This is a genomic window from Bacillus altitudinis 41KF2b (assembly GCF_000691145.1).
Classification (GTDB): domain Bacteria; phylum Bacillota; class Bacilli; order Bacillales; family Bacillaceae; genus Bacillus; species Bacillus altitudinis.
Genome location: NZ_ASJC01000003.1, coordinates 131,977 through 147,642 on the forward strand (window position 1 = coordinate 131,977; position 15,666 = coordinate 147,642).

Consider the following 15,666-nt stretch of genomic DNA (forward strand, 5'->3'; position numbering starts at 1 on the left):
CTTATCCATTAATGATGAAATGGTTTTCCTGAAAAAATATAAAAACCGAAACAAATGACGTGGAATGTAATAATGATCGACACAGCCATTGTGACCTTATTATCCGGCCACCACTTGTGCTTTTTATTCCACTTCTCAAATAAATTGTAACCGGACATCACAACTGCATGGTATAGTCCGTAAATAATATATTGAAGGGCGAGACCATGCCAAGCACCCATCAATAGAAAGAGGACAAAGTACCCAATATTTGATACAGCCATCCGGTTCTTGATCCACTTCTTCTTTGTCATAAAGAACACAAATCTCATAAACACATAATCTCTGAACCAGAAGGATAGCGACATGTGCCAGCGATTCCAGAAGTCTTTAATATTACGGCTGATAAACGGTTTATTAAAGTTTTCTGGTGATTTAATACCCATGATATAACTCACACCTACAGCAAATGCTGTATATCCAGCAAAGTCAAAGAACAAATACATACTGTACGCATACATATACGTTAACTGTTGAACAAAGTGACTGCTGCTAATGTGGTGAATATTCATCAGAATATACGTGTGAATGAGATAACCAATAATGAACTTATATAAGAACCCGATAAAAATTTTATGAATCCCTGCATATAAAAGATCACTGTACACTTCTTTTTCAGGCGGTGTATCCATATCCTTTTCAAACCGGCGGTAACGGTCAATTGGACCTGACGAAATCGTCGGGAAAAAGACGATGAAATAGACCAAACGGTGAATCGGGATTTTCTTTTTAATCAAGCCGTCTCTCGTCTCGATAATCAACTGAACACCTTTAAATGTTAAGTACGAGATCCCTAAAAAGCTCAGCCAGTTCATTGGTGGCGGTTGATGCGGCTGATGAGTTAAAAAGAACGGTAAAACCTTTGATAGTACAAGCGGCAAAATAGATGCCACCACTGCCATATAGAAGACAGACGCCCTGTTCGCCTTCAACCGGTACGCAAGATATAGGCGGATAATCAAGACTTGCCATACTGTGAACAAGAACAGCAACAAAGCGCCATGTGCATCCTTTGAGAAAATAAGCGCGAGTGCCACAACCGTTGCAAACATGTTGTAGCCCTGCATTCTTTTGCCGCAAAGACCAAGAATCATCGTCGGCAAAAGAAGAATACCAATTAGAATGAAGAAAAAGAATGAACTAAACGGAATCATAGAAGAACCTCTTTCGCGATTCTTTTACGGTCAACCTTCCCGTTTGGCGTCATGTACAGCTGCTCAAGATAGACAAACTTTCTTGGAATCATGTACGCAGGCAGTGAATCCGCCATTTCTTTCTTAATCGCACTTGTCAGCTGATATTCTTTTTCAAAGGAATGCTCAGTTGGGACAATTGCTGCAATTAAGTACTCCACATGCCCGTTTGGCTGAAACGGCACAATCACACAAGCATTGACATAGGTTGTCTCGCTTACATGATATTCAATTTCTTCAAGCTCCATTCGGTATCCATGTAGCTTAATTTGATAGTCCAGACGACCGTGGCACGTAATCAAACCATCCTGCGCCACACCTGCGTCACCTGTGCGGTAAGCAGGGCGTCCTTCGTATTCAAAGAACACTTTATCCGTTAAGGCTTGTTCACCTAAGTAGCCTCTCGTGACGCTTGGCCCCACGATGACAATTTCCCCTTTTTCCCCATCAGGGAGTGTCTTGCCTTCTTCATCTAAAATGACGATATCTGTATCCGGTTTGGCATAACCCACTGGTAAAGAATCGTGCTGATCAAGAATCTCCTGCGTGACTTCAATCGATGTAATCGCAACAGTTGCTTCAGTTGGACCATACGTATTAAAGACCTGCGCCTTAGGAAAACGCTCAAGAAGCGCACTTGCTACAGAGACAGGAAGTGCCTCACCGCAGAAAAGGAAAACGTTTAGCTTTGGTAAAAGCTCCCCTGTAAAGGAAGGATCCATTAAGCACATTTGCACAAAGGAAGGTGTGGATGTCCACACTTCAACGTCAGATTGACCAAGCGCTGCAAACATATCCTTCGGCTTATTCACAAGATCTTTCACTAAACAGTAAAGCGTGCCGCCTGATTGAAGCGTTGGATAGAGATCCATCACTGATAAGTCAAAAGAAAATGGCGCTTGATTTAAGAACGTGCGCCCCTCACCAATTGGGAAATCGCGGCACATCCACTCTGTAAAACTTTCTAAATTATTGGCTGTTACCTGAACGCCTTTCGGTTTTCCGGTACTGCCAGACGTATAAATAATGTAGAAAACATCATCTTGTTGAACCCACTGCGTGGATGGCGGTGCTTCTTTTTCAAGTGCTAAAAGCGATGCCGCACTCTTCACTTCAATGTGTTCTTCTACATCTAATACATTCTTCTCATTTGCACATATCAATAGACTGGCTTTTGAGCTTTCAATGATTGAGACGATGCGCTCGACAGGTATGGAGATGTCGACCGGAATATAAGGTCTGCCTGATTTCACAGTACCTAAGAAAGAAATCAGCATCTCTGGCTCCATATGACCGTAGACAATGACAGGTTCACTGCCAGCTGCGACTGCATCGATCGCACCAGCCATTTGGTCTGATAGACGCCAAAGCTCATCATATGTGATCGAAGCATGTTGAGAAACAAATGCTGGCTGTGTCGGTTTCGTTTGTTGGTATTCATGAATCGTGTGTAATAGTTTCATAGTTTAATCTCCAATTAAAAATCGTTGTAAATGAATGATCCCGTATTTGCTGTATGGAATCCGTAAATAAAGAACAATAATAGCAAAATAAGTAAGTAAAAGCTTGTATATCCTATCCATTTTACAGACTTATTTTCTGATAGCTTTTTGAATAGCATATTGATAACCTCTTTTCTTTTGACACTTATAAAGACGCATGGATCATCAAAAGAGTTTCATATCAAAACATAAAAATTTTAAGAATTGATGAAAAAAAGATGTCCAAAGTATGAACGTGTCTTCGGGCAAAGCTGTCTTATTGTAACAAAGATTTAATGTAATTGAAATGAAATGGAAGCTTAAATTTGCCTTAAAATTGATGAAAACTGTCGAACAAACGTAAAAGCCACCTAGTTTGACTAGATGGCTTTGATGTTATTTACTTTTTATATTTATTCACTTCGAACATGAGAATGTTGTTGAATACCACATAGTCCTTTTTACTTTCAAAAGGACCTTTGTTGTTGTCATGCTCGTCAATTTCATAAAACCCTGGACCTTCGCCAGCATCACGTTTTTTGTACCAGGATAGGAAGGCGTTGACTTCTTTCATTGAAAGGTCATACTCCTTTTGCAAACCATTGACCATTGTGATGATGAGAAGTGCATCGCCGTCTTCATCTGTTGTATCGTCTTTTGGTGGTGTGGTTGGTTCTGGGTCTTTGTCGCCTGGATTAGTTGAACCGTCTTTTGGTGGTGTTGCTGGATCTGGGTCTTTGTCACCGGGTGTTTCTGTATTGTTTGGAAGTTCCAGATCTTTTAAGGAGATAGAGATCACCGATTTATAGTTTCTATCAGCTAATCTTTTAAAACTATTATTAATACTAGATTCTTTTCCACCTATTACATACAAAGTATCATCGATTATTATTGAAGAAGCTGCTTGACGCATTTCAGTTCTTGTAGTGTTTATTTTGAGCAGTTCTTCCTTATCTAAAGAGTACACATAAAGATTGTATGGATTAACTGCTGGTACTATAATGTGATTTTTGTATGCAGAACTGGTGCGATATTCTGCTTTCATCCCATTTTTTTTAGTAGTCCAATTATTTGTAGAAGGATTAAATTCGTAAACTAGATTTTTGTTATTGCCAGACAGAACATAAAATTTATCATTTACCACTACACCAGTAGCAAATTTCAAATCAGCTGCTGGGTCATTTTCAGCCTTCCATTCATTTGTTTCTAGATTATAACTATGAAATTCGTTTCCTCCCCCTAAGACATAAATCTTATTACCGATAAATCCAGCATAAACATTATATTCCCCCTTTAATGTTTTAAAAGGAATATCCTCTAACTGAGTCCACTTGTTAGACTTAGTGTCATACACTTCAAATTTATTTAATGTTTTATTTTCTGATTCACCGCCTATTACAAATATCTCACTACCGACAACTACAGTTGCTGCTCCACCTCTTGGTGACAACATTTCTTTCTTTTCAGTCCATTTGTCTATACTGGGATCATACATAAAAGTTTTATTTGAATAAACACTAGTTGGAGTACCTCCACCAGCCAGATATATCTTACCGTCAACTACACCCACACTTGCGCCAACTCTTGCTTCAGGTAAATCAGATAATTTGTTCCATTCTAATGTTGTAGCATTTGCAATTTGCTTTGAATGCATAAAAGATAAAACTAATAACATAAATATAAAAATAAACTTTTTCAAAAAATGACACTCCTTTTTAAATTACCATAACTAGAATTTTTGTGATGACATAATCATATTTCCACTCAAAGAAATATGATTATTTTTTTATAAATTTAGCCCCTTCCCAAATTCTACTTCTTAGATTTTTCAAGTAGTTTATACCTATCATTATACACATTAACCATAATTTTACTAGTTTATAATTGTTCCTATTAGAGTATTATTTTCAAACAAAAGACCAAACACATAAAATCGAATGCTCTCAATTCTTTAAGAACAAAATCAGATTATGTGGGCATTTTCTTCTTAATTGAAGCAAATAATAATTTCTCATTTTTTAAAAAGAAGTGAATAACATCTTCACAATTAAAAGTAGCATAATGTCCTATTGATGGTATTTTCTCTAACAACTGAATCTATTCAAAAAACCCATGATTTCATGGGTTTTTCATTAATCCATTATAAGAAAATCCGTCACAAGGCTCCATTTCCATCCAGTCCCCAAAAGCTTGGATACATCCCGTCGCCGAAGCCTGTTGTAAACATGGAAATATCCACCTTGTCATGAAAACGGGTGACGAGCCAGTCCCATGTGAGCTTGTAGTTTTGCTCAAGTACTTCTGCAAATTCCTCATAAAAATAAAAATCATTGTCCTCTTTATATCGCTTATCCTCATACGCTTGAAGATATATAGCTGACTCCGCATCCATATAGCAGCCCATACCCGTATTTACACCGTATCCGAAGAACTCGTCTTCTTTCAATTGATTGAGTTCTTGCCCTATTCTTGTAGCAAGCTCCCATTCTATTGCTAGCTCGTTTGTAAACTTGATCATTGCATAGGCTACTCGTTCGTCTCCGCTTTCCAACCGCTTAACTACAAGTATAATAGGATATTTTCCTAGAGTAATCTTCCTCGTAAAAGATTGGTCCCCTTCTGAAACAAAAGGATCACAGGCAACAATATGACCGCTCGTGATCTCGATATTTCCGATCTGTTTGGCGAATAATTGATCACCTTCTTGACTGCTTGTTGTCTCTCCATTTCTATATAACAAGTAAGTTGGATTGATGTTGTACAAGTGATCTTTCTCCTTTCAGCATTTTGGACTCTTATTCTTAGTCGATATTTAGTAATATATATAAAAACCCTTGAAATAGTTATGTATATCAAGAATTTTATCGCCAATCTTCTTATAGTCTTCTTCTTTCTGTAACATTCCTTCCAGTTCAACAATTTTTCTTGCCAAGTCTTTTGGTAATATTGAAATGTATTTGTATATGTAGCCGGACAGTATTTCCTTAGTATCATTTCTGAAAACGCTGAGATTTTCCGTAGTTATACTAGAAGCTTCCATAGCTTTATTTAGATAGTAATTAGTGTGTTCATGCAGTAATTTTTTACTATCGTAATCTTCAGACTTAATTCTTTCTATATCTCCCTTTATAGAAAAATATATGTTAGATAAACACACTGTTAACTCTAAGTGTTGCACACCAATGGTATAAAATGCTTCTTCTTTTGCTTCCCTCCCCTCAATTTTCTTTTGGGTATTGTTCACAAGTATTGTAATAAAGATGGCAGTCACAGGTATGAGTAGGAAATCCACAATTAAATTAGGTAATATACTATCTAACCACTGTGAACAGTTGTACCTATTCATAAACACTGCTGTAAGTATAGCACTTAGAAAAAATGAAAGAGCAGCAATCCACTTATACTCTTTAGGTATATTTAAGTGTTTGTATTTCCTCCTTATAAAAAGTGTTAAGTAAGTTATGACTAGATATATTCCAATAATTATCGTTAAACTTAATAACTCATTGCCTGGAAAACATGAAGCAATACCATTCATAATAATTTCCCCCTTTTATTATTTAAGAACTTCAGTTTGTTTTTATCCTTTCTATCTTCTCTTAAAATAAAGTAATATATCAATTATGATTAGGATGTTAAAATTCCAATAAATTTTCAATTGAGATGTCAACTTTATATATTAGTATCGGCCATTCCATTAATCAACAGTTTTCATTAGGAATTATATTGCTGAAAATTTATTGCATTTGATAAGTGAGTAACAAATATATAAGCGTGTCCACGGGGCATTTTGATAAATTCTAAATTGTTTGTTCTAAATTAATTTGTCTTTTTTCCACAAATAATTTAATCGAACATAGAAAAAGACACTTTTCTATATAAAAGTAAAGCGCCTTCGTTATATATATTATTATTATTTTATTAATCATAAACATGGATTGTTGCCATATCTGTATTCAATCCATCTTCTACATCATTTAACAAATTTTCTATAGAATATCGTATTTCCTGAAGTCCAACCTTATCTATTATATAATCTGCTAATTCATCCTTATTGTTTTTATTACCTCCTTTTGGCCGAACATTATAGAGCCTATTTAAACTACCTGTAAATAAATCTGCTGCTTGTATTAATCGACTCAATTTTGAATCTAGTGGAACATAGTTATTAAGTACTAGATCATCTCCGTATTGTTCTTTAAATTTGCTACTTAGTAATTCAGAAAACTTACTAATGTTATAAGTATTATCATTATCATCTCTATCTTTGAAATAATTTATTTGCCTTGGTAGCACCACTCTTCCAGTTAGAATTTCATGTTCCATACCTTTAATTGTTAATCGATAGAATAAATCATTTATTATCTCATCGATAGGTGTTCGATAGTTTGGATTTGTTCACTGCGATCGCTCTAAAACTGACCATTGCGGAATTATCCAGCAAAACCTTAAAGAAGTCCTTGTATAATCTTAGTTCATCTCTATTTTTATTATTTAAATTCTTAAAGTGAAACTCATCTGGAAACCTAATATTTTCTTCTTTAGCTTTTTTTGTCCACTCTATTAACTCATGATTCAATAAACCATTATGTCTGTCATCTAATGCCCACACACTTCCTATAATTATATATTCGCTGTCTTTACCTGTCTCATCAGCATAAAGATGCATAATAGGAACTGTTGGTTTGTCTAATAAGGCCGCTTCCTTTTCAATTTCTTCACGTTCTCTTCTAATTTTTCTAGTTCTCTCATCTGATAAGAACAATTTGTATTCATTTTGGATTTTCGCTCTTGCTCTTACCAATGAACTTAACCTTTCATATTCATACATTTTCTTCAAATCTACTTTTTTGGAAGTATGTCCATGAAATTCTTCCCAAAATTTTATTTGCAGTGTAATATCTGACTTTCTTGCTTCAGGGTATTTGTTTAGTATTTTAGCAACCTTTTGCCTTAAAGTATTTGTAAGTCCAGATTGCACAGCAGTTATTAAAGCTTGTGCTTCCTGTCTTTTCCTCTCCTCTATAACTGGATCGATTACTTTTTCTTGAATTTCAATTTCTTTTTCATTTGAATGATTCATAGAAAACAGCCCCCTATATTCAAAAGCAATTACAAGAGATGATTGTCTTATTATTCTAAAGTTTAATTTTATTTCCACCTATTTTGCTAATCGAGAAATCCAAATTTTATGTTCCCCTTCTATTTAGACAAAGACTAAATCGTTAGACTCCAATAAGAAATAGTGTTCAGTATTTTCGGGATAATAAATTTGATCTCATTTCCCTTGATAAATTCATCAAAAATCTTTCAAGTTTGCCATAATTGAACTGTGTTTTGTTGTTGTTTGATTTGTCTATATTATCAACTCCTACCTTTATATCGGCAGGAAAAGAGCACACAGAACTATTCTCGAAATTTGTCGATCGACAAATCAATTTTCACCTTTCTCTTTCCTAGCGTAGACTTGCTCAAATGTTCTTAACATTAAGACAGCAACACTTCTGGCTCTTTTTCCTTTAATTACTATTGTTATAATAAAAATAAGTGATATAGCTGTGGTAACTAAAGCTAAAGCTTTACTTACATTAACATTAAATTCCATAGTGAAATATACAGCCACTAAAGGGACAAATGCTGGATAGTACTTAGAGACATCTCTTATGTTCTCAATATGGGCAAACCTCGATATTTTCTGAATATGTATAGATAACATCTTCTAACTCCATTAATTTCTTTGAGTATATTTCATTATCTAATTTCTTAATTTTCTTATTCTGTCTTTTATTTTTTATTACACGTTTCTTTCCTTTACCCAAATCTACTCACTCCTTGATTTTAATATCGGAGAAAATTGATAAAGTTGAGGTGCTTGCAAAATTTGTCGAACGAATCCTATAACTCGCTAAAGCAAGAAAAAATATATTAAATTTCAGAAAATTATACTTCTCCGTCCCACCTTCCATCTTTCAGTCCTAGCTCCCTGATCTTTTCTCCTTCAAACTTGTGTGTTGACGTTTCTATTGCATACTCACGTTCCTCAAGTTTCCAAAGACGTTTAAACAATCTTTATTCCTTCATATCCATGCACTTAATTCAGATTGGCTCTCTCCTTTGCTATCTTTTAGTAAATTGCCTCGATGCCATGTTGAGCAATCCACCAGCTGCTTTAAAGATTGCGGCCTGCATATTTGGTCCGTTTTCACGCTAAAGTTATTCAAAAACAATTAGGGCATACAAAAATGGATACAACTATGTCAATTTACGCTCATGTCATTGAAGAAGCTGATCAGAAATCAGCCACCCATTTTGATAGCTTCTTTGATACAAAAACAGGGAACGGAAATACTTAAAAATAAATCCGCTCCCAAAATCCTTTTTTGAAGCGATTTACGAACTTATGTTCTAAAGAACAAAAAAGCCTGAAACCCTTTATTATCAAGGGTTTCAGGCTTTTAATTTAATACGTCCCAGGAGAGATTCGAACTCCCGACCGACGGCTTAGAAGGCCGTTGCTCTATCCTGCTGAGCTACTGGGACATGTTGTTATGTAGTGTGCTTTGGTGTATTACCTCAGCGACAAGATTTATTATATTACTATTGTTCTTTAAAGTCAACGGTTTTTCGAAAGTTTTTTCATAAGGGGCAAATGCTGCACCCTTATGAAATACCTTCCAATATGACAGTGTTTTCGAGGTCTTGTATGACGTGACCTTCGTCCGTGAAAAACTGTACGTTTGCTTCGCTTCCATCTAGTGTCAGTATAGCATAGCTGCGCTCTTTGCGCACTCTTGGCAGGTGCACGCTGCCTGGGTTAATGAGCAGTTTTCCTCTTAGCAGTTCACTGCCAGGGATGTGCGAGTGGCCAAAGCAGATAATGTCTGCGCCTAGCTCTTCTGCACGGTAGTAGACTTGGAGCAAGGATTGTTTGATGCCATGCAGATGTCCGTGAGTGAGAAATAGTTTTCCGCCTCCATCCAGTGGGAGCAGGAGCTCTTCTTCAAAATCGCCCATAAAGTCACAATTTCCTTTGACGACTTTGTATCCTTCGAGTGCTGGGTGGTTCGTTTCGAGTTCTGAATCTCCGCAGTGAATCATCATGTCCACTTCATTCGCATGCCGTTTGGCAATGGTTTGAAGTTCGTCTGTGAGTCCATGACTGTCACTAATGATGAGTATCTTCATGGCTTCATTCCCCCTTATTCATTTGCGTCTAGCAGTGATGAAAGCTTTTGAAGCGCGACCGCTCGATGGCTGATCTTGTTTTTTTCCTCTGGTGATAACTCGGCCATCGTCTGGTCTTTGTCTTTGACGATGAAAATTGGGTCGTATCCGAAGCCGTTTTCGCCGATCGGTTCTTCTGCGATGAAGCCTTCTACTGATCCTTCTACCGTTTTTGTTTCTTTCCCCGGTATACTGACAGCCAGGGCACATCTAAATCTAGCAGTGCGGTCTTCTTTTTCGATGCCTTTTAGCTCATTCAGCACCTTTTCCACGTTCTCGGCATCGTTTTTATGCTCACCCGCATACCTCGCTGAATAGACGCCAGGTTTTCCGCCAAGGTAATCAATCGACAGACCCGAGTCGTCTGCAATCACCATTTCACCTGCTTTGGCTTGAATGGCCTCGGCTTTGATGATCGCATTTTCTTCAAAGGTATGTCCTGTTTCTTCGATCTCTTCCGTAAATCCGATGTCCGCTAGTGTTTTGACCGTGAATCCTTTTGGCTCAAGAATGGCTTTGAATTCTTTCGCTTTGCCCGCATTGTGCGTTGCGATGATGGCAGTTTTCATCCTGATCAAACCCTTCTCTTTATTCGATAACTTCTCCTGTCACTGCTTTTTGCTTTTCAATTAATTCTTTGATGCCTTTTTCGGCTAAATCAAGCAGTCCGTTTAGTTGTTCTCTTGAGAATGTCGCTTCTTCGCCAGTGCCTTGAAGTTCAACAAAGCGCCCAGCACCTGTCATGATGACATTCATATCCACTTCAGCTGAAGAATCTTCTTCATAATTTAAATCTAACAGAAGTCCCTGTTTAGAATCAATTCCGACGGATATCGCAGCTAAATAATCAGTGATCGGATTTTCTTTCAAAACGCCTTCTGATTGAAGCTTTTGAATCGCTAGTGTCATGGCCACAAATGCACCTGTAATAGATGCTGTGCGTGTTCCGCCGTCTGCTTGAATGACATCACAATCAATCCAAATGGTGCGTTCACCAAGCTTTTCTAAGTCAACGACTGCGCGCAGAGCTCGTCCAATTAAACGCTGGATCTCCATTGTACGTCCTGTGACTTTTCCTTTAGATGATTCTCTTATCGTTCTTTGAGCCGTTGCTCTTGGAAGCATGCTATATTCTGCTGTAATCCAGCCTTTTCCTTCTCCTCTTAAAAAAGGAGGTACGCGGTCCTCGATAGATGCGTTACAAATCACCTTCGTATTTCCCGCTGAGATTAAGACAGAGCCTTCTGGATGCGTGATGTAGCCTGCCTGTATTTCAATTTTTCTTAATTCGTCGTATTGTCTTTCATCTAATCTCATGTTTTACCTCCGTTACAATATACATTCCGCGCGGGTGTCAGCGTGGTTCTCCTATTAACTTTGACAACCTCGATCCGTTCTAATCGCTTGGAATAAAAAAGAGGCAGCGAATGTGCATGCCTCTTTTTCTCCATTATATCAATGTGTGACGTTAAAAACTACCTGTATTCACTTGTTCTGGTCTTGAAACTGGCTTTGTGAGTTCTGTTCCTTTTTCGTTCACAAGCTCTGCCTTTCCGTTTACCTTCACTGACACGCTTTTCACATCTGGCAGCTCTGTTAATGTCAGCACAATGCTATCAAGAACTTTTTGTGAAATGACCTTTTTCTTTTCATCTGCACTGCCAAAAATGGATTCATTGAAATCTAGTGTCACATGACCGTCTTTTACTTTCGGGACATCATTCAGCTTCACATCTTGATCAAAGTCTGTCAGCAATTGGCTTGTTTTGCTTGGCCCAGAGACGAGCTCATCAATGGCTGCTGTAATTGGATCATCATCGTCTTTTGGTGCTCTTTTGGTCACCGGGACATAGTACGTCTGTTTGTCAGATTCAGCTAAATAGTAGACGGTCACAGGCTTTGTCGATGTCATATCAGCCGCAGCCTCGTGCTGAATATTAATGCCGTCCTCTCTGCTTAAATCATCTGAAATCGGTGTCCCATTCACAGGCATCTCTTTTAATTCATGGCCATTCATCTTTAATTTGACTTTCGCTACCGAATCAAACTGCGTTAATGTCCAAGTGACTGATTGTAAAATGCGCTGTTCGTCTTCTTTTTTATAGTTTTTGAATTCATTTGAGAAATCCACAACCGCTGTGCCATCTTTAATATCGACAGATACGCTCGTGTCCGCCGGCAGCACGGCTCTGAATCCATTTGGCATCAGGTTAGAAATCGGTCCCCCGTCTACGAGGTATTCAAGTGTTTGTTTCGCACTTCCTTCATTTTTCGGCAGCGGAATGGATTGAGACACAACATACCCATTTTTATCAATTAAATATAATTCTCTCATGACGGTATCTGCTTGCTTCTCTTCTTTTCCTTCTTTCGCTGTTTGTTTCTCTTCTTTATTTTCTTTCACAAACGTGACATTTTGTGGTGGATCAATCTCTGTTTTCGCTTGGTCTGTTTGAAACAATCCGCATCCTGATAAAAGCATGGCTGACGCAATACACGTAACAGCTGCTGTAGTTCCTTTTTTCAGCATACTTCACCCTCCTCTAGTGGTTTGTACTAGTATGTATACGAGCTCCCTCAGAGGATTAGACCCTTTTCATAAAAAAATAACCCACTTCCATGAGAAGTAGGTTATTGCTGATATACGTGTTCAAGCGAAACCGTTTCGACCTTTCCTGGCAGGTAGCCGAACCAGTCTTGAGCGATGTTTTGAAAGTTTTGCTGCTGCCCTGTTGTATAAAAAGTATGAACAGGCTCTTCCTTCGAATCATTTAACAGCCCTTTATATGAAAGAATGGTGCTCGCTTCTCTCGCTGTCTCATCTCCTGAAGAAATGATGTTGACGCCACTGCCCATAAAGCGCTGAATCGGTTCTTTTAAAATCGGGTAGTGCGTGCAGCCAAGAATGAGCGTATCAATGCCTGTTTCTTTCATCGGTTCAAGAGAAGCTTTTACGACTTCATCTGCTGCATGATCTAAAAACGTACCACTTTCCACAAATGGCACAAGCAATGGACATGCCAGACTTTGAACAGTTAGTCCTGCTTTTAAAGAAAGCAGTGCTTCTTTATAGGCCTCACTTTTGATCGTATTGACTGTGCCGATGACGCCAATATGCTGATTGTTTGTCACCTTGATCGCTGTGCGGGCTCCGGGCTGGATTACGCCAATGACCGGGATATCAAGTGTTGCTTTAATTTCATCAAGTGCTATCGCCGTCGCAGTGTTACACGCAATGACAAGCATTTTAATATGGTGATGTCTTAATAGGTAGTGTGCCATTTCCCATGTATATTGAAGAACCTCTTCTTCTGCTCGAGGGCCGTATGGACATCGTTTTGTGTCGCCTACATAAATAATCTTTTCTTTTGGCAGTTGTCTCATGATTTCCTTCGCAACGGTTAAACCGCCTACACCGGAATCAATCACGCCGATGGGTTGATCCAACAAAATCGCCTCATTTTCTTTTCATTTGCTGCTGTAGTTTCGTTAAAGATTGGTTGAAAACGATGGCTTCTTCTTCTGAGAAAGCCCCTAGAAGTTCACTGACGTATTCTTGGCGTTTGACAATCACTTCTTGAATGATCCGCTCACCTTCAGGTAATAAATGAATGCGAACCACGCGGCGGTCAGACGGATCTTTCACCCGTTCAACAAGTTCACTTTTTTCCATTCGGTCAATTAAATCGGTTGTCGTGCTGCAAGCCAAATACATCTTTTGTGATAGCTCACCTATTGTCATATCTCCGAATTCATAAAGCCACTGAAGCCCTACAAATTGAGGAGGTGTAATCGTATATTGATTCAGAATTTCTCTACCTTTTTGCTTAATGATTGCAGCAATATGGCGCAATGATTTTTCAATTTCTGCAACATGGCCTGACTCATTCGTTTCCATTTCATTGATACCTCACTATAGCATCTCACTTTGATTAAAACGTACATTCCTATTTTCCTCGTTTTTCAATGAAATTGCAAGAAGAGACTCATGGAAACGATATAGAAATAACCGGCTCCTCCCTGGTGCGGAAGGAAAACCGGCTGACGTTAGAGCTCTAGCTCACCCATACGCAGAAGCTCGACTACGGCCTGTGAACGACCTTTGACTCCTAGCTTTTGCATGGCATTTGTTATGCATACCTTTTACAAATGAGTATAACTTACAGGATCATTTAAATCTATAATGAAAATTCATTTTTCCGTTTGGGTGGATGACAATATGATCAATGAGCTTATCGAACACATGCTTTAAATCTTTCTCTTTGTCTTCAAGCTCTCGAAGAACCGCTTGCATTTCCATCATTGAACTTTTCTCATCATGCACCTGCTGTAAGGAAAATAAACTCTGTTCAAGTTTAATTATATTAGATTGAATTTCATTGCGCTTTGTTTGGAACTCGGCTTTTGAAATAATCTGATCTTCTAAGTAAAGTTCCAGCAATCTTTTATTCTGTGTTTCTAAAGATTTCAACTCTACTTTAACAGACTTCATTTGTTTTTCTTTTTGTTCAATTGCATTTTTTCTGTAATCATGTGATATATCCTTGGAGAATTCGATTAGATTTTCAATGACTAAGTCCCTGACCTCTTCATAAGTAATTGGAACATGGTTAACACAACCTTCTTGACCAGCTCTTCTGTAATTACTGCATTTAACGTATTTCCAATACGTTTTTTCACCATTTTTTTTGGCTCTGCTTGTTTGGATAATCACCATATTAGAACCACATTTACCACAAATAAGTAATTGTCTCAACTCATTCCACGGTGTGAATTTAGTTTTTTTATTGACAGTCAGTTTATTATTTGCTTTTTCCCAATCCTCTCTTGATACAATCGGCGGGCAAAAGTCTTCGTAAACGGTCCATTTTTCTGGTGGATTTCGAATGAATTTTTTTCGACCATCAACTTTTATTGTAGTATGCCTATTAGCTATATGCACACCGCAATATATAGGGTTTCTTAAAATGGTTTGAACTGTTGTGAGCTGCCAATTACTACGTTTTTTTGGAGGTGGTATTTCACCTAGCTTACATTTTTCTTGCAAAGCGTATGTAACCCTTTTATGGCCCAAGCCCTCGTTATTATAAAGGTGAAAAATTAATCTAATAACTTGAGCTTCATTTTCGTTAATTACAAGGTGTTTACCCTCTTTCATATAACCGTAGGGCACTCGACCAGAATGTTCACCCCGCCTTGCTTTTGCTGCAAGTACACCACTTATATTGACTGACATAGACTTAGGTAACTGCTCCGCAAACAGAGCAGACATTTCAAATTTCATTGACGCTTTACTCTCGTAAAGAGAGTCATAGTCCTCTTCAAGAGTCACTACTCGAACCCCATTAGAAACCAAAATTTCTCTGATATATAAAGCGTCTTTCAGATCCCGAGCAAGACGAGTGATAGATTTAAAAATCACCATCTTTATTTCTTTCTTTTCCGCCAATGAAAAAATGTATTTCATGGCTGCCCTATCTTCAAGGACGGTTCCACTGATACCATCATCTAACAAAACAGAACGGTCATCCCATTCATAATTATGTTGCTCGATCCAGTACCTGCAAACGTCGATCTGGTTTTCTTTAGAACTTATTTGTTCATCTCTGTCCGTTGAAACCCTTGTATAAATTTTATAAGGGTAGTCGTCATATTTAATGATTTCTTCAACTGATGATTTTTTGAAATACATATAACACACCCCAATTGTTAATTGTTCTTACTAAATT

The 15,666-nt window shown here is 37.8% G+C and carries 16 protein-coding genes, 1 tRNA gene and 1 pseudogene; all 18 read right to left on the reverse strand.

Features of this window, described 5'->3' with window-relative positions; genetic code table 11:
* Positions 1-8 precede the first annotated feature (8 nt).
* Positions 9-1,193 (reverse strand): D-alanyl-lipoteichoic acid biosynthesis protein DltB, encoded by a 1,185-nt coding sequence (gene dltB, locus BA79_RS06885; protein WP_035701789.1) that lies wholly within the window; start codon positions 1,191-1,193, stop codon positions 9-11.
* Positions 1,190-2,695 carry a D-alanine--poly(phosphoribitol) ligase subunit DltA gene (dltA, locus tag BA79_RS06890; protein ID WP_035701791.1) on the reverse strand — a complete coding sequence of 502 codons (1,506 nt, stop codon included), beginning with the start codon at positions 2,693-2,695 and terminating at the stop codon, positions 1,190-1,192. The genes dltB and dltA overlap by 4 nt, the downstream gene beginning before the upstream one ends.
* Positions 2,696-2,709: 14 nt before the next feature.
* Entirely contained in the window at positions 2,710-2,859 is a 150-nt protein-coding gene (locus BA79_RS18980; protein WP_024427820.1) for a teichoic acid D-Ala incorporation-associated protein DltX, read from the reverse strand.
* A 254-nt stretch (positions 2,860-3,113) separates the two neighbouring features.
* Positions 3,114-4,412 (reverse strand): Kelch repeat-containing protein, encoded by a 1,299-nt coding sequence (locus BA79_RS06895; RefSeq protein ID WP_035701792.1) that lies wholly within the window; start codon positions 4,410-4,412, stop codon positions 3,114-3,116.
* A 456-nt stretch (positions 4,413-4,868) separates the two neighbouring features.
* Positions 4,869-5,477, reverse strand: coding sequence for a DUF4241 domain-containing protein (locus BA79_RS06900; protein WP_035701793.1), 609 nt, complete (start codon positions 5,475-5,477; stop codon positions 4,869-4,871).
* A gap of 48 nt (positions 5,478-5,525) precedes the next feature.
* Positions 5,526-6,251: a hypothetical protein gene (locus tag BA79_RS06905; RefSeq protein WP_035701795.1), complete on the reverse strand. Its 726-nt coding sequence runs from the start codon at positions 6,249-6,251 to the stop codon at positions 5,526-5,528.
* Between the two features lie 383 nt (positions 6,252-6,634).
* Positions 6,635-7,039 (reverse strand): DUF3800 domain-containing protein, encoded by a 405-nt coding sequence (locus BA79_RS06910; protein ID WP_155923901.1) that lies wholly within the window; start codon positions 7,037-7,039, stop codon positions 6,635-6,637.
* Positions 7,040-7,079: 40 nt separating this feature from the next.
* A complete protein-coding gene (locus BA79_RS06915) occupies positions 7,080-7,796 on the reverse strand; it encodes a hypothetical protein (RefSeq protein WP_035701800.1) in 717 nt (238 codons plus the stop codon).
* 351 nt (positions 7,797-8,147) lie between these two features.
* Positions 8,148-8,429: a hypothetical protein gene (locus tag BA79_RS06920; RefSeq protein ID WP_050827536.1), complete on the reverse strand. Its 282-nt coding sequence runs from the start codon at positions 8,427-8,429 to the stop codon at positions 8,148-8,150.
* Between the two features lie 750 nt (positions 8,430-9,179).
* Positions 9,180-9,253: transfer RNA gene (locus BA79_RS06925), tRNA-Arg, on the reverse strand.
* A gap of 120 nt (positions 9,254-9,373) precedes the next feature.
* Complete coding sequence (locus tag BA79_RS06930) at positions 9,374-9,898, reverse strand: YfcE family phosphodiesterase (RefSeq protein ID WP_035701804.1); 525 nt, start codon at positions 9,896-9,898, stop codon at positions 9,374-9,376.
* A gap of 14 nt (positions 9,899-9,912) precedes the next feature.
* Positions 9,913-10,515: an XTP/dITP diphosphatase gene (locus BA79_RS06935; RefSeq protein WP_155923902.1), complete on the reverse strand. Its 603-nt coding sequence runs from the start codon at positions 10,513-10,515 to the stop codon at positions 9,913-9,915.
* 10 nt (positions 10,516-10,525) lie between these two features.
* Positions 10,526-11,254 carry a ribonuclease PH gene (rph, locus tag BA79_RS06940; protein ID WP_007501599.1) on the reverse strand — a complete coding sequence of 243 codons (729 nt, stop codon included), beginning with the start codon at positions 11,252-11,254 and terminating at the stop codon, positions 10,526-10,528.
* 151 nt (positions 11,255-11,405) lie between these two features.
* Positions 11,406-12,467 (reverse strand): GerMN domain-containing protein, encoded by a 1,062-nt coding sequence (locus BA79_RS06945; RefSeq protein ID WP_035701809.1) that lies wholly within the window; start codon positions 12,465-12,467, stop codon positions 11,406-11,408.
* Between the two features lie 101 nt (positions 12,468-12,568).
* Complete coding sequence (racE, locus tag BA79_RS06950; protein ID WP_007501604.1) at positions 12,569-13,387, reverse strand: glutamate racemase; 819 nt, start codon at positions 13,385-13,387, stop codon at positions 12,569-12,571.
* A gap of 7 nt (positions 13,388-13,394) precedes the next feature.
* Complete coding sequence (locus tag BA79_RS06955) at positions 13,395-13,835, reverse strand: MarR family winged helix-turn-helix transcriptional regulator (RefSeq protein ID WP_007501606.1); 441 nt, start codon at positions 13,833-13,835, stop codon at positions 13,395-13,397.
* 149 nt (positions 13,836-13,984) lie between these two features.
* Positions 13,985-14,071: pseudogene (gerE, locus tag BA79_RS18985) on the reverse strand (spore germination transcription factor GerE); the annotation flags it as partial.
* A gap of 34 nt (positions 14,072-14,105) precedes the next feature.
* The gene (locus BA79_RS06960; RefSeq protein WP_035701812.1) at positions 14,106-15,629 is read right to left on the reverse strand and encodes a recombinase family protein; all 1,524 of its coding nucleotides are present in this window, start codon (positions 15,627-15,629) and stop codon (positions 14,106-14,108) included.
* Between the last annotated feature and the right edge of the window lie 37 nt (positions 15,630-15,666).